This is a genomic window from Streptomyces sp. NPDC002619 (assembly GCF_042889305.1).
Taxonomy (GTDB): Bacteria; Actinomycetota; Actinomycetes; order Streptomycetales; family Streptomycetaceae; genus Streptomyces.
On sequence record NZ_JBIAQV010000006.1, the window covers coordinates 156,829 to 177,824 of the forward strand.

The window sequence follows — 20,996 nt, forward strand, 5'->3', positions numbered from 1 at the left end:
GGGCCCCGGGCTGAAGAGGGCTGTCAGCCGCTCACACCGCGGCCGAGCTCCCACAGCTGAAGCGTCGAGGAGGAGTTGAGCGCGTACGAGGCGCCCGTGATGTCGTCCCGTGCGGCGACGTACTGCTTGCCCTGCCACAGCGGCAGCACGGGGACGTCCTCGGCGACGATGTCCTGGATGGTGGTGAGGCTCTTGGCGGCGGCGAGCCGGTCGGCCTCGCGGCGGGACTGCGGAATCAGGGTGCCGCGGATGACGTTGTTGGTGTACGGCGAGCCCAGGAAGTTGTCCTTGTCGAGGAACGGCGCGAGGTAGTTGTCCGCGTCCGGGAAGTCCGGGAACCAGCCCATGCCGTAGACGTCGTACTGGCCCTTCTGCTCGGCGGGCCGGAAGGCGTCCCAGGGCGTGCCCTTGATGTCGACCTGGAACAGGCCGCTGTCGTTGAGCTGCTTCTGCAGGACCTCGAACTCCTGCTTGGTGGCGGCGCCGTAGTGGTCCGTCGTGTAGTGCAGCGTCACCTTCACCGGGGTGGTGATACCGGCCTTCTCGAGCAGCGACTTGGCCTTGTCCGGGCTCGGGTCGCCGTACTTGTTGAAGAACGAGTTGGAGTGGCCGGTGATGGTGGCCGGGACCAGCGAGTACAGCGGCTCGGCCTGGGAGCCGTACACCTTGGAGACGAGTTCGCCGCGGTTGACGATCTGGGCCATGGCCTGGCGGACGGCCTTCGTCTTCACGGTGGGCGCGTTGGTGTTGAAGGCCAGGTAGCGGATCTCCAGGCCGGGCATCTCAACGAGGTCGACGTTCTGGTCGGAGCCGGCGTCGAGCTTCTGGATCTGCGACGGCGTCATGCTGCGCGTCATGACGTCGATGTCGCCCTTGTCGATGGCGGTGCCCATCGCGTCCGCGTCCGTGAAGGAGCGCATCTGCACCTTGTCGTTGTTCACCTTCAGACTCCCCTTGTAGTTGGGGTTCTTGGTGAAGGTGGCGACGTCGATCGCGTCGTCCTTGACGCCGGCCTGGAAGGTGTAGGGGCCGGAGCCGTCCACGTCGAAGCCGTCGCGCAGCTTGTCCTTCTCGTAGTCCTTGGGGTTGACGATGCCCGCGACCGGAGTGGACAGCTTGTACGGGAAGGTGGCGTCGGCGGTCTTGAGGTGGAAGATCACCTCGCGGTCGCCCTGGGTCTCGACGGTGTCGATGGTGGACAGCAGGGCGAACACACCGGAGTCGGCCTTGATGCGCAGGGCCCGCTCGATGGAGTACTTGACGTCCTCGGCGGTGATGGCGTCGCCGTCGGCGAACTTCAGGCCGTTGCGGAGCTTGCAGGCGTAGCGCTCGTTGCCGGTGTCGGTGAAGCCGCAGCTCTCGGCGGCCTCGGGTACCGGGTCGCCCTCGCCCTTGGGCTGGATCATCAGGGTCTGCACGGTCTGGCGCAGGATGTTCCAGGTGCCGACGTCGTAGGCGTAGGCGGGGTCGAGCGGCGCCGGGGCGTCCTTGGTAGTGGTGAACCGGTCCGTGGTGCCGACGACGATCGCGTCGCCGCTGTTGCTGCCACTGTCGGATCCACCGCACGCGGCGAGAACCGGCGCGAGCAGGCCGACCATGGCCGGCAGCACCAAAGTCTTACGGTTCATGCTCGAGTTTCTCCAGAGCTGTTCGATCCGTGTACCCGACATGCAGGGGTGTTGCGGCGGAACACGGGGTAAGGGCGATGTTCTCGCGATGACATTAGTCGGCACCGGCACGAGCGTTCACGGCCGCCGGAGTTGAGGTCCCATCACGCAGTGAAACCGGGTGTGGACGCACCGAAAACCCGACAGCGGCAGGATTAGTGCAGCGTTCCATCAATCAGGACACAAGGGCACGCCAACTGCCCCCGATCGGGGGTGTTACGCACACCTCGGTAGCGATGTCGACCCCCAGCGGCGTGTCGAACGTCACACCGTCAACTCGGTTGGTCGGCACCGGAATTCGGCCAGGCGGCCTGCTTTGAATTACGTGGGTGTACTGCGGCGGATTTTTGTCCAGTCGACTGCAATGGACTTTGCACGCTGGGTGAACGGCTAGTGCATTTCCGTCATCAGGCCGCGCAGAAATGTCAGGTCCACCTCTTCGAGGGAGGACACCACGGTGCGCCGGACGGCCGGGGCGATGGGCGCGACGGACGGCACCGCGACCACGTGGCAGCCGGCGGCCTCGGCCGAGGCGACGCCGGTGGCGGTGTCCTCGACGACGGCGCAGCGGACCGGGTCCACGCCGAGACCGGTGGCGGCGAGCAGATACGGGTCCGGGTACGGCTTGGTGCGGGAGACCTCGTCGCCGGCGACGGAGAGGGCGAAGTGATGGGGGCCCAGGGTGGTGAGCACGCGGTCGATGATGCGGCGGTGCGAGGCGGAGACCAGGGCGGTGGGGATCTCCTGCTCGTGCAGTTCGGCGAGGAGCCGGGCGGCGCCGGGCATCAGCGGCAGGGCGCGGCCGATCCGGTCCTCGAAGCCGTCGTTGAGCAGGGTGCAGAGCTCGTCGAGGAGGATGTCGGCGCCCGTGGCCTCGATCAGGAAGCCGGCGCTGCGGGTCATGGGGCCGCCGACCACGACATGCCGCCAGGAATCGTCCAGGCGGTGGCCCAGGGCGGCGAAGACCTCGACCTCGACGTCCCACCAGAAGCCCTCGGTGTCCACCAAGGTGCCGTCCATGTCGAGGAGGACGGCCTGCAGGGCAGACCCTTCCGCCGTACGGGTTCCGAGCGCGGGGACCGTGGTGGTCATCCGGCGCACCTCCTTGGGGGACGACCAGGCCGGTTCCCTGACGGGGAACCGGCCTGCGGTGGACCGACCAGTGTACGTCGCCCACCACGCAAACGCCTCGCGCACCGCCCGTGGCCCGGGTCACGTCGGAAAACGGCGGGGGGAGTGGGGCCGGGGCGGACTCCAGGCGGGGTCCGAGGCGGAGCACCCCGCCGCCCCGGACCATGGCGGACGCGCAACCGTCCTCGAAGCCCAACGTCCCGCACCGCCCGAGAACGCTCCACAGCGGCGAACCCGGGAGCCGGCCCCGCATCCCGGCGCCACCCCGAAACGGGAACACCGCACCACCCCCGAACCACGCCGGACGCGCAACCGCCCCCGAGACCCCACCCCCGCACGGCCCCGGAAGGCCCCGCGCCGAAACACAGCAGGTTCGGGAGCGACGCCGAAGGCCGCGCTACGGCGGCCTCCCGGGAACCTTGGCCCAGACATGCCCCGGGGCTGTACCCGCGGCCCCGACGGGCCGCCGGCAAAACCCGCCCGGACATGACCATGCGGAAGCCCACGCCCCGCCCAGACACGCCCGGGCCGAAGCCCGCGCCCCAACCGCCCCTGCGAGCCCCGCTCAAGCACGCCCAGGCCGAAGCCCACGCCCCGGCCGGCCCCGCAGGCCCGCACCGCCCAGACACGCCCAAGCCGAAGCCCACGCCCCGGCCGGCCCCGCAGGCCCGCACCGCCCAGACACGCCCAAGCCGAAGCGCAGGCCCCGCCCCCGGGGAAACCCCACCCAGACGTACCCCGGGCGAAGCCCCACCCGAACGCACCCCGGGCGAAGCTCAGGTCCCGGATCGGTTCCGGTTCAGGTGGGTCTTCCGGCAAACCCCCGGAGGGTTCAGCGGGCGTTGAAGTACTTTGCCTCCGGGTGGTGGATGACGATCGCGTCCGTGGACTGTTCGGGGTGGAGCTGGAACTCCTCCGAGAGGTGGACGCCGATGCGTTCCGGCTGCAGGAGTTCGGCGATCTTGGCGCGGTCCTCGAGGTTGGGGCAGGCGCCGTAGCCGAGGGAGAAGCGGGCGCCCCGGTACTTCAGGGCGAACATGTCCTCGATGTCGTCCGGGTCCTCACCGGCGAAGCCCAGCTCCGAACGCACGCGCGCGTGCCAGTACTCGGCGAGTGCCTCGGCCAACTGCACGGACAGACCGTGCAGTTCGAGGTACTCGCGATACGAGTTCGCCTCGAACAGCTTCGCCGTCTGCTCGCCGATGCGTGAGCCGACGGTGACGACCTGGAGGCCGACCACGTCCGTCTCCCCCGTCTCCTCCGGCCGGAAGAAGTCCGCGAGGCACAGGCGGCGGCCGCGGCGCTGGCGCGGGAAGGTGAAGCGGGTGCGTTCGTTGCCGCGTTCGTCCAGGATGATCAGGTCGTCGTCCTTGGACACGCAGGGGAAGTAGCCGTAGACCACGGCGGCTTCGAGGAGGTTCTCCGTCTGGAGCCGGTCCAGCAGGCCGCGCAGGCGCGGTCGGCCCTCGGTGTCGACCAGTTCCTCGTACGTCGGCCCGTCGCCGGTGCGGGCCTGCTTCAGCCCCCACTGCCCCTTGAACAGCGCGCCCTCGTCGAGCCAGCTCGCGTACTCCTTGAGCTGGATGCCCTTGATGACGCGCGTGTCCCAGAACGGCGGCGTCGGCACCGGGTTGTCGGTCGCGACGTCGGAGCGGATGTGTCCTTCCTCCGGCCGCTCCTCGACCTCGACCGCGGCCGCCGCGCGGACCCGGCGCTGCTTGAGGTCGGGCAGCTTCGCCCCGGGCACGCCTCGCTTGACCCCGATGAGGGCGTCCATCAGGCGCAGTCCCTCGAAGGCGTCGCGGGCGTAGCGCACCTCGCCCTCGTAGAGCTCGTGCAGGTCCTGCTCGACATAGGCCCGGGTGAGCGCCGCGCCGCCGAGGATGACGGGGTAATTCGCCGCCAGGCCGCGCTGGTTGAGCTCCTCCAGGTTCTCCTTCATGATCACCGTGGACTTGACCAGGAGTCCGGACATGCCGATGACGTCGGCCCGGTGCTCCTCGGCAGCCTCCAGGATGGCGGAGACGGGCTGCTTGATGCCGAGGTTGACGACGTTGTAGCCGTTGTTGGACAGGATGATGTCGACGAGGTTCTTGCCGATGTCGTGCACGTCTCCGCGCACGGTCGCCAGCACGATGGTGCCCTTGCCCTCGGCGTCGGACTTCTCCATGTGCGGCTCGAGATAGGCGACGGCCGACTTCATGACCTCGGCGGACTGGAGCACGAACGGCAACTGCATCTGGCCGGAACCGAACAGCTCACCGACGACCTTCATCCCGTCCAGCAGCGTCTCGTTGACGATGTCCAGGGCGGGGCGTGTCGCGAGCGCCTCGCCCAGGTCGGCCTCCAGGCCGTTCTTCTCGCCGTCGATGATGCGCCGCTTGAGTCGCTCCTCCAACGGCAGCGCGGCCAGTTCCTCGGCCTTGCCCGCCTTCAGGGACTTGGCGGTGGCGCCCTCGAACAGGGCCATCAGCTTCTGCAGCGGGTCGTAGCCCTCGCTGCGGCGGTCGTAGACGAGGTCGAGGGCCGTGGTGACCTCTTCCTCGGTGAAGCGTGCGATCGGCAGGATCTTCGACGCGTGGACGATGGCCGAGTCCAGGCCCGCCTTCACGCATTCGTCGAGGAAGACGGAGTTGAGCAGGATGCGGGCGGCCGGGTTGAGGCCGAAGGAGATGTTCGACAGGCCCAGCGTGGTCTGCACGTCGGGGTGGCGGCGCTTGAGCTCGCGGATGGCCTCGATGGTGGCGATGCCGTCCTTGCGGGACTCCTCCTGACCGGTGCAGATCGTGAAGGTCAGGGTGTCGATCAGGATGTCCGACTCGTGGACGCCCCAGTTCCCGGTCAGATCGGCGATCAGCCGTTCGGCGATCTCGACCTTCTTCTGAGGGGTGCGGGCCTGGCCCTCCTCGTCGATGGTCAGCGCGATCAGCGCAGCGCCGTGTTCCCGGGCCAACTCCGTGACCTTGGCGAACCGGGACTCCGGCCCGTCGCCGTCCTCGTAGTTGACCGAGTTGATGACAGCGCGGCCGCCGAGCTTCTCCAGGCCGGCGCGGATGACGTCGACCTCGGTGGAGTCGAGGACGATCGGCAGCGTCGAGGCGGTGGCGAAGCGTCCGGCCAGCTCCTCCATGTCGGCGACACCGTCCCGGCCGACGTAGTCGACGCACAGGTCGAGCATGTGCGCGCCCTCGCGGATCTGCTCGCGCGCCATCTCCACGCAGTCGTCCCAGCGGCCGTCCAGCATGGCCTCGCGGAACTTCTTGGAGCCGTTGGCGTTGGTGCGCTCACCGATGGCCAGGTACGAGGTGTCCTGCCGGAACGGGACCGTCTGGTAGAGGGAGGCCGCGCCGGGCTCGGGCCGCGGGTCGCGATTGGGCGGTGTGACGTCCCGGACGCGCTCGACGACCTGTCGCAGGTGCTCGGGGGTGGTGCCGCAGCAGCCGCCGATGAGGGAGAGGCTGTACTCGCGTACGAAGGTCTCCTGGGCGTCGGCCAGCGCCGGGGCCGTCAGCGGGTAGTGGGCGCCGTCCTTGCCCAGCACCGGCAGGCCGGCGTTCGGCATGCACGACAGGGGGATGCGGGAGTGGCGGGCGAGATAGCGCAGGTGCTCGCTCATCTCGGCCGGGCCGGTCGCGCAGTTCAGGCCGATCATGTCGATGCCGAGTGGCTCCAGGGCCGTCAGTGCAGCGCCGATCTCCGAGCCGAGCAGCATCGTGCCGGTGGTCTCGACGGTCACCGAGACGATCAGCGGCACCTCCAGGCCGAGAGCCTCCAGGCCGCGACGGGCGCCGAGCACGGCGGCCTTGGTCTGCAGCAGGTCCTGGGTGGTCTCGACAAGCAGCGCGTCGGCGCCACCGGTGACCAGGCCTTCAGCATTGCGCTGGTAGGCGTCGCGCAGGGTCGTGTACGGGGCGTGGCCCAGGGTGGGCAGCTTGGTGCCGGGGCCCATGGAGCCCAGGACCCAGCGCTGCCGACCGTCGCGGGCGCCGAACTCGTCCGCGACCTCCCGGGCCACCCGGGCGCCCGCCTCGGACAGCTCGTACACGCGGTCGGCGATGTCGTACTCGCCGAGGGCGGAGTGGTTGGCCCCGAACGTGTTCGTCTCGACGCAGTCGACGCCCACGGAGAAGTACGCCTCGTGGACGGAGCGGACGATGTCCGGGCGGGTGAGGTTGAGAATCTCGTTGCAGCCCTCGAGGTTCTCGAAGTCCTCGAGGGTGGGTTCCTGGGCCTGGAGCATGGTGCCCATCGCTCCGTCGGCGACCACCACTCGGGTGGCGAGCGCTTCTCGGAGCGCGGACACGCGGGTCCGGCTGTCGGCGGAAGGGGTCGGCGGCAACGAGGCCATGAAGGGTCTCCCTGGGATGCGACGGCTGTCGGCTTTGCGGCTTCCCGGAACGGGTCCGAGCGGCACACACGGCGTCAGGGTAACCGGGAGTGGGCTTGGATGGGCAGGGCGTCCACGGGGCGGACGGGTTTGGCGAGGGGGCCGCGCCCGTGCCAGGTGTGACGTAACAGGAATCGACCGACCGTTAGCGGTAGGTCGTCATGGACCGGTAGTGTTCGACATTGCCGAACAATGGCAGCGCGGCTTCGCGTGTCGACACGCGAAGGGACGGAGGCAGTACGGCGATGGCACGGAACATCCAGTCGCTCGAGCGGGCGGCCGCGATGCTGCGGCTGCTGGCGGGCGGCGAGCGACGGCTCGGACTCTCGGACATCGCCTCGTCGCTGGGTCTCGCCAAGGGCACGGCCCACGGCATTCTGCGCACCCTCCAGCAGGAGGGCTTCGTGGAGCAGGACGAAGCCTCCGGGCGCTATCAGCTGGGCGCGGAGCTGCTGCGGCTGGGCACCACGTACCTCGACGTGCACGAGCTGCGGGCGCGGGCGCTGGTGTGGACGGACGACCTGGCCCGTTCCAGCGGGGAGAGCGTCTATCTGGGGGTCCTGCACCAGCATGGCGTTTTGATAGTGCACCACGTCTTCCGGCCCGACGACAGCCGGCAGGTGCTGGAGATCGGCGCCATGCAGCCCCTGCACTCCACCGCCCTGGGCAAGGTGCTGGCGGCCTACGACCCCGTGGCGCACAGCGAGGCCCTGGAGGCCGACCGCAAGGCGTTCACTGACCGTACGGTGTGCGAGCTGGAGGGCTTCGAGCACATCCTCGACATCACGCGCGCGCGTGGGTACGCGGCCGACATCGAGGAGACCTGGGAGGGCGTGGCGTCGCTCGCCGCACCCATCCACGACCGGCGGCGCATGCCGGTCGGGGCGGTCGGCATCACCGGCGCGGTGGAGCGGCTGAGCCGGGACGGGGAGCTGCGCTCCGAGCTGATCGCGGCGGTGCGGGACTGTGCCCGCGCGGTGTCGCGGGACCTGGGCGCGGGGCGGTTCTGAGCCCCGCCGATACGTGTCCGCAGATGCCTGACGGCTGAGGCCGGTTCGCCTGACGGCGTTCCGGCCTCACTCGTGTTCCGAGCTGGACAAAGCCACACGAAAATACAGATCGACACTCTGGGTGCATACGCCGCCGCGACGCGTTCCGACGCGCGGCGATCTACAGCTCGCGGCAATCAATAACGATCAGGTTTTCGATAACCAAACTCTTGACGCACGCGTGACGCCGGAGCAAGACTCGCGTCCATCGGTCGGCATTGTCGAACGCGTAACGGAAATACACGCTAGAGTGCGACAACGCCAGAGCCGGCACAGCTCTCATCCCCGAGGGCGCCAGAACCCCCGGAGGAACCCGGGGGTTCGGCTTACCTGGACGAAGGACAAAGGAGTCGCGGGTGTCCAGCTCCGACATCTTCATCGGCGAGACCATCGGTACCGCCATACTCATCCTGCTGGGCGGTGGCGTCTGTGCCGCCGTCACGCTGAAGGCCTCCAAGGCCCGCAACGCCGGCTGGCTCGCCATCGCCTTCGGGTGGGGTTTCGCCGTTCTGACGGCGGTGTACATCTCCGGGCCGCTCTCCGGCGCCCATCTCAACCCCGCCGTCACGCTGGCCCTCGCCATCAAGGACGGCGAGTGGAGCAACGTTCCGGTCTACTTCGCCGGCCAGCTGCTCGGCGCGATGATCGGCGCCGCCCTGGTCTGGGTCGCCTACTACGGCCAGTTCCAGGCGCATCTCACCGACAAGGAGATCGTCGGCGGTCCCGGCGCGCAGGCCACCGTCGCCAAGAGCGTCGAGGCCGAGGAGACCGGCGCCGGCCCGGTGCTCGGCATCTTCTCCACCGGTCCGGAGATCCGGAACGCGGTGCAGAACCTCCTCACGGAGATCATCGGCACCATCGTGCTGATCCTCGCGGTCCTCACGCAGGGCCTGAACGACAAGGGCAACGGCCTCGGCGTCCTGGGCGGTCTGATCACCGCGCTGGTGGTCGTCGCCATCGGCCTGTCCCTCGGCGGCCCGACCGGCTATGCCATCAACCCGGCCCGTGACCTCGGCCCGCGCATCGTGCACGCCCTCCTGCCGCTGCCCAACAAGGGCGGCTCCGACTGGAGCTACGCCTGGATCCCGGTCGTCGGTCCACTGATCGGCGGCGCGATCGCTGCAGGCATCTACAACGTCGCATTTGCTTAGAGAGAACCTCGCCTGCAAGCACCTTCGACGCCATCGGGCATCGAGTCCATCGAGCACCGAGCCTCACAGCACGCGCCGTACGTACAGCCCCAAGACCACGGAACCCCAGGAGCACACAGTGACCGACGCCCACACGGCAGGCCCGTTCATCGCCGCGATCGACCAGGGCACGACCTCCAGCCGCTGCATCGTCTTCGACCGGGACGGCCGTATCGTCTCCGTCGACCAGAAGGAGCACGAGCAGATCTTCCCGAAGCCGGGCTGGGTCGAGCACAACGCCAACGAGATCTGGACCAACGTCCAGGAGGTCGTCGCAGGAGCCGTCGAGAAGGCCGGCATCACGCGCGACGACATCAAGGCCATCGGCATCACCAACCAGCGCGAGACCACCGTGCTGTGGGACAAGAACACCGGTGAGCCCGTCCACAACGCCATCGTGTGGCAGGACACCCGCACCGACACCCTGACCAAGGAACTGGGGCGCAACGTCGGCCAGGACCGCTTCCGCCGCGAGACGGGCCTGCCGCTGGCCTCGTACTTCTCCGGCCCCAAGGCCCGCTGGCTGCTCGACAACGTCGAGGGCCTGCGTGAGCGCGCCGAAGCGGGCGACATCCTCTTCGGCACCATGGACACCTGGGTCATCTGGAACCTCACCGGCGGTGTCGACGGCGGCAAGCACGTCACCGACGTCACCAACGCCTCCCGCACCCTCCTCATGAACCTGCACACGATGCAGTGGGACGAGAAGATCGCCGAGTCCATCGGCGTGCCGACGCGGATCCTGCCCGAGATCCGTTCCTCCGCCGAGATCTACGGCGAGGTCGCGGGCGGCCGGCTCGGTGAGCTGCTCGGCGGCATCCCGGTGGCGTCCGCGCTCGGCGACCAGCAGGCGGCCCTGTTCGGCCAGACCTGTTTCTCCGAGGGCGAGACCAAGTCGACGTACGGCACCGGCACCTTCATGGTGATGAACACCGGCGACAAGATCATCAACTCGTACAGCGGGCTGCTGACGACCGTCGGCTACAAGATCGGCGACCAGAAGACGGTCTACGCCCTGGAGGGCTCGATCGCCGTCACCGGCTCCCTGGTGCAGTGGATGCGCGACCAGATGGGCCTGATCTCCACCGCCGCCGAGATCGAGACGCTCGCGCTGACGGTCGAGGACAACGGCGGCGCCTACTTCGTACCTGCCTTCTCCGGTCTGTTCGCCCCGTACTGGCGCTCGGACGCCCGCGGTGTGATCGCCGGTCTGACCCGGTACGTCACCAAGGCGCACCTCGCCCGCGCCGTCCTGGAGGCCACCGCCTGGCAGACGCGGGAGATCGCGGACGCGATGACCAAGGACTCCGGCGTCGAGCTGGCCACGCTGAAGGTGGACGGCGGCATGACCGCGAACAATCTGCTGATGCAGACCCTCGCCGACGTGCTGGACGCCCCCGTGGTGCGCCCGATGGTCGCCGAGACCACCGCCCTGGGCGCCGCCTACGCCGCCGGTCTCGCCGTCGGCTTCTGGACCAACACCGACGACCTGCGCGCCAACTGGCGCCGGGCCGCCGAGTGGACCCCCCGCATGGACGCGGAGACCCGCGACCGTGAACACAAGAACTGGCTCAAGGCGGTCGATCGGACCATGGGCTGGATCGAGCACGAGGAGTAAGAACCCGACATGACCAGTCAGCCAACCCTGCAGTCCGTGCCTGCCCTGGGGACGCACCCGGCCTCCGGCTCCAACCCGAGCCGCGCCGAGACCCGGGAGCAGCTCGCCAAGGCGTCGTACGACCTTCTCGTGATCGGCGGCGGCATTCTGGGCATCTCCACCGCCTGGCACGCCGCGCAGTCCGGCCTGAGGGTGGCCCTGGTCGACGCCGGCGACTTCGCCGGCGCCACCTCGTCCGCCTCCTCCAAGCTGCTCCACGGCGGTCTGCGCTATCTGCAGACCGGCGCGGTGAAGCTGGTGGCGGAGAACCACTTCGAGCGCCGTGCGGTCTCCCGCCAGGTGGCCCCCCATCTGGCGAACCCGCTCACCTTCTACCTCCCCGTGTACAAGGGGGGACCGCACGGGGCGGCGAAGCTCGGGGCGGGCGTCTTCGCCTACTCCGCGCTCTCCGCGTTCGGTGACGGCGTGGGCCACCTGCTCTCCCCCGCGAAGGCGGCGCAGGACGTTCCCGAGCTGCGCACCGAGAACCTCAAGGCCGTGGCCGTGTACGGCGACGACCAGATGAACGACGCGCGCATGGCGCTGATGACGGTCCGCGCGGCCGTCGAGTCGGGCGCCGTCGTCCTCAACCACGCCGAGGTCACCGGCCTGCGGTTCACCAAGGGCCGGGTCACCGGCGCCGAGCTGCGCGACCGGTTGTCCGGCGACGAGTTCGGTGTCGACGCCCGCCTGGTGCTGAACGCGACCGGTCCCTGGGTGGATCACCTGCGCAAGATGGAGGACCCCGATGCGGCACCGTCGATCCGGCTGTCGAAGGGCGCGCATCTGGTCCTGAAGCGGACCGCCCCCTGGAAGGCCGCGCTCGCGACCCCCATCGACAAGTACCGCATCACCTTCGCCCTCCCGTGGGAGGACATGCTCCTGCTCGGCACGACCGACGAGGCGTACGAGGGCGATCCGGCGGACGTCGCGGTCGCCGAGAAGGACATCACCCAGATACTCGACGAGGCCGCGTTCTCCATCCGCGACCAGCAGCTCGACCGTGACCTCATCACCTACGCCTTCGCGGGTCTGCGCGTGCTGCCGGGCGGCCCCGGTGACACGGCGAAGGCCAAGCGCGAGACCGTGGTGACCGAGGGCAGGGGCGGCATGCTGTCCGTCGCGGGCGGCAAGTGGACGACTTTCCGGCACATCGGCCGTACGGTCATGAAGAAGCTGGAGGCGCTGCCGGGCCACCCGCTCGGCGACGACTTCGAGCCGATCGCCTCGCTGCCGAAGAAGCTGCCGCTGCCCGGTGTCGCCAATCCCCGTGCCGTGGCGCACCGGTTGCTGGTGGACCGGCCGGCGCCGGGTCCGCGCATGGCCGCCGACACCGCCAAGCACCTGGCCACGCACTACGGTTCGCTGGCCTTCGACATCGCCCGGCTGGCGAACGACGACGCGCAGCTGGCAGCGCGCATCCACCCGGACGCGCCGGAGATCTGGGCGCAGGTCGTCTGGGCCCGGGACAACGAGTGGGCCGAGACGACGGACGACGTGCTGCGCCGCCGTACGACGCTGACGGTCCGGGGCCTGGCGACGGACGAGGTCCGCGCCGGGGTCCAGGACGTGCTCGACCAGAAGAAGTAGGCCCGAGACCCCAGACGGAAAGGGGCGGCTCCACACCGGTGGAGCCGCCCCTTTCGGCTGCCGGGCGTCGCTGGCCAAGAGTTAACGATCCATTAGGACACGTGCGGCATGGAAGGCAAGTTCGAGCTGACACCTTCATTGTCATGAACCTGCGATCCGATGGGCGGATCGCAGTTTTTCATGGAGGTGTGGGATGCACCGTCGTCGATTCGTCACCGGCCTTGCCGCCTCGGCCCTTGCCCTGCTCACCGTCACCGCCACAGCCACCGCCGCCACCGCTGCGCCCGCCGACAAGCCCCAGGTGCTGGCCAGTTGGACCCAGACCAGCGCGTCCAGCTACAACTCCTGGGCCGCCGCCCGCGCGAACCAGTCGGCGTGGTCCGCCTACGGCTTCGACTGGTCCACCGACTACTGCTCCTCCTCGCCGGACAACCCGTTCGGCTTCCCCTTCGCCATGTCCTGCGCCCGCCACGACTTCGGCTACCGCAACTACAAGGCCGCCGGCACGTTCAGCGCCAACAAGTCCCGCCTCGACAGCGCCCTGTACGAGGACCTCAAGCGCGTGTGCAACAACTACAGCGGTGCCACGAAGACCGCCTGCGACGGCACCGCCTGGACCTACTACCAGGCCGTGAAGGCGTTCGGCTGACGCATCGTCATATTAGCCCGGGCCGGGTGCGGTTCACCGCCGCACCCGGCCTCGCCGACGAGGAGTGGCTACGCCCGGCGAATACCGTGTGTTCAGAGGGAGTTGGAAGAGCCGGCCGGTCGGCAGGCGGCGCTGGTCCGAACAGGCCCTGGTGAGTACCCCCATACCTCCATAATGTGCAAAGACATCGGATGTCTGAGCCGAATGTCCGAGCGCACTGGGAGGCCCGCCATGGCAGTCACCGACGAGGCGATCGAGAAGATCAAGGACATGATCGTCTCCGGTGCACTGCACCCCGGCGACCGCCTCCCCAAGGAGAGCGAACTCGCCGCCGAACTGGGCCTGTCCCGCAACTCCCTGCGGGAGGCCGTGCGTGCCCTGTCGCTGATCCGGATCCTGGACGTACGACAGGGCGACGGCACGTATGTCACCAGTCTGGACCCGCAACTGCTGCTGGAGGCGGTGAGTTTCGTCGTCGACTTCCACCGCGACGACACCGTCCTGGAGTTCCTCGCCGTGCGCCGGATCCTGGAGCCGGCCGCGACGGCGATGGCGGCCTCCCGGATCAGCGAGCAGCAACTGGAGGCGCTGACGGCCCAGTTGGACGCGCTCGGCACCGCGCCCTCGGTGGAGGAGCTGGTGGCCTGCGATCTGGAGTTCCACCGGGGCATCGTGCACAGCTCCGGCAACTCGGTGCTGTGCTCGCTGCTCGACGGTCTGTCCGGGCCGACCACCCGGGCCCGGATCTGGCGCGGGCTGACCCAGGAGGACGCGGTCGGCCGCACCCTGCGCGAGCACCGGGCGATCCTGGCCGCGCTGCAGGACCGGGACGCGGAGGCGGCGGGGTCCTGGGCGACGGTGCACATCGCGAGCGTGGAGCAGTGGTTGCGCAGCACTCTGTGACGTGCCGCCGGGGCGGGGCGGCTGGGCTGCGGCGAAGGGTGTTCGAGGGCGGCGAACGGGGCAGTGATCCGTTCACTCCCCCGTGCAAGGGGGCTGCGGGCGCCCCCGCCGGACGCCGTAAGGTTGGGACGTACGCGAGGGCACGTCGGAAGGAGGCGCTGGGTGATCGAGCTCGAGGGGGTTCCCGAGCTGATCGACCCGGTCATGGTGGCCGCGTTCGAGGGCTGGAACGATGCCGGCGACGCCGCCTCCACCGCGGTCGCGCATCTGGAGAGGGAGTGGAAGGGCGAGGTGTTCGCGGCGCTGGACGCCGAGGACTACTACGACTTCCAGGTGAACCGCCCCACGGTGTTCATGGACGGCGGCGCGCGCAAGATCACATGGCCGACGACAAGGTTGTCGGTGGTGCGTGTCAGCGGCGAGAAGCCGCGTGACCTGGTGCTCGTGCGCGGCATCGAACCGTCCATGCGCTGGCGCTCGTTCTGCAACGAGCTGCTGGGCTTCGCGCACGAGCTGGGCGTGGAGCTGGTGGTCGTCCTGGGTGCCCTGCTCGGCGACACCCCGCACACGCGCCCGGTCCCGGTCAGCGGGGTCACGTCCGATCCGGACCTGGCCCAGCGCATGGACCTGGAGGAGACCAAGTACGAGGGGCCGACGGGCATCGTCGGCGTCCTCCAGGAGGCGTGCACGCACGCGGGCGTCCCGGCGGTGTCGCTGTGGGCCGCCGTACCGCACTATGTGTCGCAGCCACCCAACCCGAAGGCCACGCTGGCGCTGCTCAACCGTCTGGAGGACCTGCTCGACCTGCGCATTCCGCTGGGCGAGCTGCCCGAGGACGCGCGCGCCTGGCAGGTGGGCGTGGACCAGCTGGCCGCCGAGGACAGCGAGGTCGCCGAGTACGTTCAGACGCTGGAGGAGGCCCGGGACACCGCTGAGCTGCCGGAGGCGTCGGGCGAGGCGATCGCCCGCGAGTTCGAGCGCTATCTGCGACGCCGGGACGTGAACCCGCCGGGCGGACACGCCACGGCGGACGGCGGGGAGGGTCCGGGCTCGTCCCCGTCCTCCTATCTGCGGGACAACCCGAGCGGCCGCACCCGCCCCCCGAAGCCGCCCAGGCCGGGCGCTTCCGGGACGTCCGGCGACGCCGACACATCGGGGTCCGGGGACACGTCGGGGTCCGGCGACGACGAGGACACCTCCGAGGACTGAGTCAAAGGACTGAAAGGGGCGGTACGCGGGTCGCGTACCGCCCCTTCGCCGTCATGCCGGGACGGCGGTCACGGAACAGGTGGTGTCCGGCGTCGGTGTCGTCTCAACCATCCCCGCAGGTTGTACACGGCGAAGGGCCGCTCCTGCCGGGGGAGGAACGGCCCCTGCGCTGCCCGGGTGTGCTACACCGCCACGCCCAACAGAGCGTCAACCGCGCGCGATACGACGCCCGGTGCGCCGGTGTCCGTGCCGCCCTGTTCGTTCTGCAGTGCCACCCAGCGGTCCACGGCGGTCAGCGCGGCAGGTGCGTCCAAGTCGTTCGCGAGGGACTCGCGGATCTGCTCGACCAGCGCGTCGGCGGCCGGTCCGTCGGGACGGGAGACGGCGGCGCGCCAGCGGCCGAGTCGTGCGACCGCGTCCGTGAGCACCTGGTCGGTCCACTCCCAGTCGGAGCGGTAGTGGTGGGCGAGGAGGGCGAGGCGGATGGCGGCGGGGTCGATGCCGTCGCGGCGCAGCTGCGAGACGAAGACGAGGTTGCCCTTGGACTTGGACATCTTCTCGCCGTGCAGGGCGACCATGCCGGCGTGGACGTACGCCTTGGCCATGGGGAACTCGCCGGTCAGCACCTGGGCGTGCGAGGCGCCCATCTCGTGGTGCGGGAACGCCAGGTCTGAGCCGCCGCCCTGGATGTCGAAGCCCATGCCGAGGTGGTCCAGGGCGATGGCGACGCACTCGATGTGCCAGCCGGGGCGGCCGGGGCCGAGCGAGTCGCCGTCCCAGCTGGGCTCGCCCTCACGGGCGGCCAGCCACAGCATCGGGTCGAGCGGGTTCTTCTTGCCCGGACGGTCCGGGTCGCCGCCGCGCTCGGCGGACAGCAGCCGCATCGCGGCGGCGTCGAGGTGGGAGACCGAGCCGAATTGCGCGTCGGACTCGACGGAGAAGTAGACGTCGCCCTCCAGCTCGTAGGCGGCGCCCATCTCGCGCAGCCGCTCGATGAGCGGGACGATCCCGGGTATCGCCTCGACGGCGCCTATGTAGTGCTGGGGCGGGAGCATCCGGAGCGCGGTCATGTCCTCGCGGAACAGGGCCGTCTCCTTCTCGGCGAGGGCGACCCAGTCGACGCCGTCCCGCTCCGCGCGCTCGAGCAGCGGGTCGTCGACGTCGGTGACGTTCTGGACGTAGTGAACCTGCCGCTTGGTGTCGAGCCACACGCGCTGAACCAGGTCGAACGCGTTGTAGGTCGCCGCGTGACCCATGTGGGTCGCGTCGTACGGCGTGATGCCGCAGACGTAGATACGGGCGACGGGACCGGGCTGGAGGGTTACCAGACCGCCGGTCGCGGTGTCGTGGATCCTCAGGTCGCGGCCCTGACCAGGCAGGGCGGGGACCTCGGAAGCGGGCCAGGCATGCATGTACATGAGCCTAACCGGCAACAAGATGCGTATACGAACCGGACCTGGCCAGATGGCCGGATGGGCGATCTGGCCAGGTCCGGCGGCCGACGTGCTCCCCCGAAGGTCCGCTACACCGGCGGCCAGGGGATCGCCGGCCACTCCCCGCTCGGCTCCGGGTGCTTCCCGGAGATGAGCAACGCCTCGACACGCGCGCGTGTGGCCGCGAGTTCGGCGCCGGTGATGAGCCCGGCCAGCCGCGTATGCAGCGCGCCGCCGTCGCCCAGGGCGTCCTTCAGGCCCTCCAGGACGTCGAGCGCGTCGGGGGTGAGGGGCTCGCCCGCCCAGCCCCACAGCAGCGTCCTCAGCTTGTTCTCGACGTTGAAGGTGACCCCGTGATCGATGCCGTACAGGCGGCCCTCCGCGTTGGGCAGCAGATGGCCGCCCTTGCGGTCCGCGTTGTTGATCACAGCGTCGAGGACGGCGAGCCGGCGCAGCCGCTCGTCGTCGGCGTGCACCAGCAGCGCGGTCTTGCCCTCACCGACCTCGGCGAAGCCGATCGCCTTCCAGCCCGGGCCGGGCTCCTCGCCGTCGACCAGGGCGAGGAGTTCGGCGTCGGGGGCCGCGTCGATCCACAGCTGGCACATGCCCTCGCCGTACGGCCCCTCGCGCAGGACGGTGGTGGGCACCAGCCCCCAACCGGTGGCCTCGGAGACCTCGTACGTGGCGACCTCGCGCTCGGCGAGGGTGCCGTCGGGGAAGTCCCACAGCGGGCGCTCTCCGGCGATGGGCTTGTAGATGCAGGACGCCTCGAGCCCGTCCAGTGAGACCGTGCAGAACAGCGCCGCGTTGGACGCCTCACGAATGCGACCGCGTACCTTCAGCTCGCCCTTGGTGAGCAGTTCGGCAGGGCCGGTGTCGGACGTCACGCTCCCCGGCGGTATCCGTTCTGGCGCGGACATACGTGTCCTTCCGGATCGAGCGGGAGGCTGCACAGCGGGCACGGCGGCCTTCCCGCGTTGACGACGTCGAGGGCGCGCTTGGCGAAGGCCCTGGCCTGCGCGCCGGTGAGCCGGACCCGCAGCATCGGGGGGCCGTTCTCCTCGTCCTGGAGCAGCCGTTCCTCGGCCTCCGCGAGGTCCTCCTCGGAGTCGGCGTCCAGTTCCACGAGCGCCTGGGCCTCGACGATCATGCGCTGCTCCTCGCCGTCCCAGGCGAGGGCCATGGTGCCGACACGGAACTCCTCCTCGATGGGGGTGTCGAGGGGGGCGCTGTCGGAGACCTCGGTGGGGGCGACGGCGGGCACCGGCGCGCTGCCGCCGCTACGGCGTACGACCTCGTCGAGCAACTCGTCCATGCGCTCCGCGAGTGCGGCGACCTGAGTCTTCTCCAGGGCCACGCTGGTCACCCGGGGGCCGGCGGTGGCCTGGAGGAAGAACGTACGGCGTCCGGGCAGCCCGACCGTGCCGGCCACGAAGCGGTCCGGTGGGTCATAGAGGAACACCTGACGGGACACGTCCTGTCTCCATTGGAATCGAGAGTGCGTGAACTTCCATGCGTGAACGCGATGACGTGAATCGCTTCACCCTACTGCGGGCGACGATCACGGTGCGCCCGCACCGCCCCCGACCGGTGCGTCTTCCCCGGGCGGTTCCTCGCGCGGGGCAAGGGAGGCGAAATCCCCGGTGTCACCGAGACGAACGAGGAACGGCCTGAGACGTGTGTAGCGGATCGCGGTGATCGAGCACGGTTCGACGGAGATCCGCTGGAACAGGTCGAGATGAAGGCCCAGCGCGTCCGCGACCAGGGACTTGATGATGTCGCCGTGCGAGCACATGAGGTAGACGGCGTCGGCGCCGTGGTCGCGCTCCACGCGCGCGTTCCACTCGCGCACGGCCTCGGCGGCCCGCGTCTGCATCGCCCGCATGGACTCCCCGCCGGGGAAGGCGGCGGCCGACGGATGCGCCTGGACGACCTGCATCAGCGGCTCGTCCTTGAGCTCGGCGAGCTTGCGGCCGGACCAGTCGCCGTAGTGGCACTCGCCGATCCGCTCGTCGGTGTGCGCGCGCAGGCCGGGGCGGGCGTCGAGCAGCGGCTGGAGGGTCTCCTGGCAGCGTTGCAGGGGGCTGGTGACCACCTCGGAGATCGGCAGCGCGGCGAGCCGTGCGGGCAGCGCGGCGGCCTGCGCGGTGCCGCGTTCGTCCAGAGCGACGCCCGGGGTCCAGCCGGCGAGCAGTCCCGCGGTGTTGGCGGTGGAGCGTCCGTGCCTTACGAGGATCAGCGTGGGCATGCCGCCCAGCGTAAGCGCACCTCATGGTGCGGTGCGGGGCGGGCGACGGGAGAATGCGCAGCGTGATCGTCGACTGCGCCCTTTACCGCGACGGGGAACGTGAGGAGGCTCCGCAGGACTTCTCCGACGCCCTCGCGGAGGCGCGCGCCCGGGGCGACAGTTTCCTGTGGATCGGCCTGTACGAGCCGACGGAGCGGGAGTTCGATCTGGTCACCGAGGAGTTCGGACTGCATCCGCTGGCCGTCGAGGACGCCTTGAAGGCGCATCAGCGGCCCAAGCTGGAGGTGTACGACGATTCGCTGTTCTTGGTGCTCAAGCCGGTGATCTACGAGCCGGACAGCGACACCGTGACGGCCGGTGAGCTGATGGTCTTCCTCGGCGACTCCTTCGTGGTGACCGTGCGGCACGGCGAGGGCGCGCCGCTCAGCACCGTCCGGCGCCGGATGGAGGAGCAGCACGAGATGCTGCGGCACGGTCCGACCGGGGTGCTGTACTCGATCACCGACGCGGTCGTCGACCACTACCTGGAGGTGGCCACGGAGCTGGGCACCGATCTGGAGGAGTTGGAGACGGAGGTGTTCTCGCCGACCGCAGGCGGCTCGCGGAACACGGCGTCGCGGATCTACACCTTCAAGCGGCAGGTGCTGGAGTTCCGCCGGGCGACCGTCCCGTTGGGCGTCCCGATGGCCAGGCTCGCGGGGCTGGGCCCGAACGTCGCGTCGGTGCCGTTCGTGCACGACAAGGCGCGCCCGTTCTTCCGGGACGTCACCGACCACCTCTTGCGCGTGAACGAGTCCGTGGAGGGCCTTGACCGGCTGGTGTCGGACGTCCTCGCGGCGCATCTGGCGCAGATGAGCGTGCGGCAGAACGACGACATGCGGAAGATCTCGGCGTGGGCGGCCATGGCCGCGGTCCCCACGCTGATCGCAGGGATCTACGGCATGAACTTCGACCACATGCCGGAGCTGCACTGGCTGTTCGGATATCCGGCGGTGATCGCGCTGATGGCGACGCTGGAGGTGCTGCTGTACCGCACGTTCAAACGGCGCGGCTGGCTGTAGGCGCCTGCGGGGGTCAGGCGAACTCGGGAGCCGTGGTGGCCGGCGGGCCGCCCAGGGCGTTGCGGCGCTCCGGCATCCGCAGACCGACCATCCGGTGCCAGCCCGCGAGGCGCTCGTACGCGTACAGGGCGTGGATGCCGGCCGCGAGGAGTGCGGACCTGCCCCTGGACCAGCCGAGGATGCGGCCCATGCGGGCCGTGACGGCCAGGCTGACGTTCCGGTGGATCCGGATCTCGGCCAGGGCGCACTCGCGCAGGGTCCGCTGGATGGCGCGGCCGTGGCCGGCGTGCGCGAAGCGGAGCAGTTCCTCGTGACAGTAGGCGAGGTGGTTGTCCTCGTCGTGGGAGATCATCCGCACCGCGCGACCGATGCCCGGGTCGTCGCCGAAGTACCGGCGCAGCAGCTCCATCTGCTCGGAGGCCCGCTGTTCGGTGACCCGGCTGTGGGCGAGGTAGATGACGATGTCCTGGACGGTGAGCGGCTCGTCGGCCTTGAGTTTCTCGTGGGCCAGGCCGATGCCTTGCCGCTCCAGGAGCATCGTGTAGTCGGTGTCGGGCGGTACGGGGACGGGCTGGAGGCCGCGTTTCCTCAGCAGCGCGTGGAAGATCCGCCCGTGTTTGTCCTCGTCGGCGCCGTGCCGGGCGATCTTGGGGGCGAGTGGGCGTTCGCTCTCGGGGACCAGTGCGGCGATCCGCCTGTTCTCCCAGCCGCCCTGGGACTCCCCGCTGGCGGCGATGGAGCAGAAGAGGCGGAAGGACTCGTCGTTGTCGAGGATCTCCTGGAACAGACTCTTGGGCGACAGCATCGTGGGCACCTCTCTGC

16 protein-coding genes are annotated in these 20,996 nt (G+C 69.7%); 8 read left to right on the forward strand and 8 right to left on the reverse strand.

Features of this window, described 5'->3' with window-relative positions; translation table 11 throughout:
• Positions 1-23: 23 nt before the first annotated feature.
• From ACFYXB_RS13495 to metH, 3 genes are all read right to left on the reverse strand, one after another.
• Positions 24-1,628: an ABC transporter substrate-binding protein gene (locus ACFYXB_RS13495; protein ID WP_389581235.1), complete on the reverse strand. Its 1,605-nt coding sequence runs from the start codon at positions 1,626-1,628 to the stop codon at positions 24-26.
• A 429-nt stretch (positions 1,629-2,057) separates the two neighbouring features.
• Positions 2,058-2,759, reverse strand: a complete 702-nt coding sequence (locus tag ACFYXB_RS13500) for an HAD family hydrolase (protein ID WP_389581238.1) — start codon at positions 2,757-2,759, stop codon at positions 2,058-2,060.
• An 871-nt stretch (positions 2,760-3,630) separates the two neighbouring features.
• Positions 3,631-7,146 (reverse strand): methionine synthase, encoded by a 3,516-nt coding sequence (gene metH / locus ACFYXB_RS13505; RefSeq protein WP_389581241.1) that lies wholly within the window; start codon positions 7,144-7,146, stop codon positions 3,631-3,633.
• Positions 7,147-7,430: 284 nt separating this feature from the next.
• Here metH and ACFYXB_RS13510 point away from each other — a divergent pair, with 284 nt between their 5' ends.
• The 7 genes from ACFYXB_RS13510 (at position 7,431) to ACFYXB_RS13540 (ending at position 15,432) form a co-directional block, all read left to right on the forward strand.
• Complete coding sequence (locus ACFYXB_RS13510) at positions 7,431-8,195, forward strand: IclR family transcriptional regulator (RefSeq protein WP_389581244.1); 765 nt, start codon at positions 7,431-7,433, stop codon at positions 8,193-8,195.
• A 395-nt stretch (positions 8,196-8,590) separates the two neighbouring features.
• On the forward strand, positions 8,591-9,385 hold the full coding sequence (locus tag ACFYXB_RS13515; RefSeq protein WP_351347632.1) for an MIP/aquaporin family protein: 795 nt from the start codon (positions 8,591-8,593) through the stop codon (positions 9,383-9,385).
• 118 nt (positions 9,386-9,503) lie between these two features.
• Positions 9,504-11,042, forward strand: a complete 1,539-nt coding sequence (glpK, locus tag ACFYXB_RS13520) for a glycerol kinase GlpK (RefSeq protein WP_351347630.1) — start codon at positions 9,504-9,506, stop codon at positions 11,040-11,042.
• 9 nt (positions 11,043-11,051) lie between these two features.
• Positions 11,052-12,671, forward strand: a complete 1,620-nt coding sequence (locus ACFYXB_RS13525) for an FAD-dependent oxidoreductase (protein ID WP_389581249.1) — start codon at positions 11,052-11,054, stop codon at positions 12,669-12,671.
• Positions 12,672-12,864: 193 nt separating this feature from the next.
• On the forward strand, positions 12,865-13,320 hold the full coding sequence (locus tag ACFYXB_RS13530; protein ID WP_351347626.1) for a phospholipase: 456 nt from the start codon (positions 12,865-12,867) through the stop codon (positions 13,318-13,320).
• Between the two features lie 231 nt (positions 13,321-13,551).
• Positions 13,552-14,223, forward strand: coding sequence for a FadR/GntR family transcriptional regulator (locus ACFYXB_RS13535; RefSeq protein ID WP_351347624.1), 672 nt, complete (start codon positions 13,552-13,554; stop codon positions 14,221-14,223).
• Positions 14,224-14,385: 162 nt separating this feature from the next.
• Positions 14,386-15,432, forward strand: coding sequence for a PAC2 family protein (locus tag ACFYXB_RS13540; protein ID WP_351347622.1), 1,047 nt, complete (start codon positions 14,386-14,388; stop codon positions 15,430-15,432).
• A 182-nt stretch (positions 15,433-15,614) separates the two neighbouring features.
• Here the strand turns inward: ACFYXB_RS13540 and mshC are convergent, their stop codons facing one another.
• From mshC to ACFYXB_RS13560, 4 genes are all read right to left on the reverse strand, one after another.
• Positions 15,615-16,844, reverse strand: coding sequence for a cysteine--1-D-myo-inosityl 2-amino-2-deoxy-alpha-D-glucopyranoside ligase (gene mshC / locus ACFYXB_RS13545; protein ID WP_389581254.1), 1,230 nt, complete (start codon positions 16,842-16,844; stop codon positions 15,615-15,617).
• A gap of 110 nt (positions 16,845-16,954) precedes the next feature.
• A complete protein-coding gene (locus ACFYXB_RS13550; RefSeq protein ID WP_389581256.1) occupies positions 16,955-17,785 on the reverse strand; it encodes an SCO1664 family protein in 831 nt (276 codons plus the stop codon).
• The gene (locus tag ACFYXB_RS13555; protein ID WP_351347616.1) at positions 17,749-18,339 is read right to left on the reverse strand and encodes a DUF3090 domain-containing protein; all 591 of its coding nucleotides are present in this window, start codon (positions 18,337-18,339) and stop codon (positions 17,749-17,751) included. Before ACFYXB_RS13555 ends, ACFYXB_RS13550 begins: the two co-directional genes overlap by 37 nt.
• 87 nt (positions 18,340-18,426) lie before the next feature.
• Positions 18,427-19,113 carry a histidine phosphatase family protein gene (locus ACFYXB_RS13560; protein WP_388499642.1) on the reverse strand — a complete coding sequence of 229 codons (687 nt, stop codon included), beginning with the start codon at positions 19,111-19,113 and terminating at the stop codon, positions 18,427-18,429.
• A 62-nt stretch (positions 19,114-19,175) separates the two neighbouring features.
• Between ACFYXB_RS13560 and corA the strand changes: the two genes are divergently transcribed.
• Positions 19,176-20,174, forward strand: coding sequence for a magnesium/cobalt transporter CorA (gene corA, locus ACFYXB_RS13565; RefSeq protein ID WP_351347613.1), 999 nt, complete (start codon positions 19,176-19,178; stop codon positions 20,172-20,174).
• Positions 20,175-20,187: 13 nt separating this feature from the next.
• Here corA and ACFYXB_RS13570 read toward each other — a convergent pair whose 3' ends face one another.
• Positions 20,188-20,979, reverse strand: a complete 792-nt coding sequence (locus ACFYXB_RS13570; RefSeq protein ID WP_389581261.1) for a ferritin-like domain-containing protein — start codon at positions 20,977-20,979, stop codon at positions 20,188-20,190.
• Positions 20,980-20,996 lie beyond the last annotated feature (17 nt).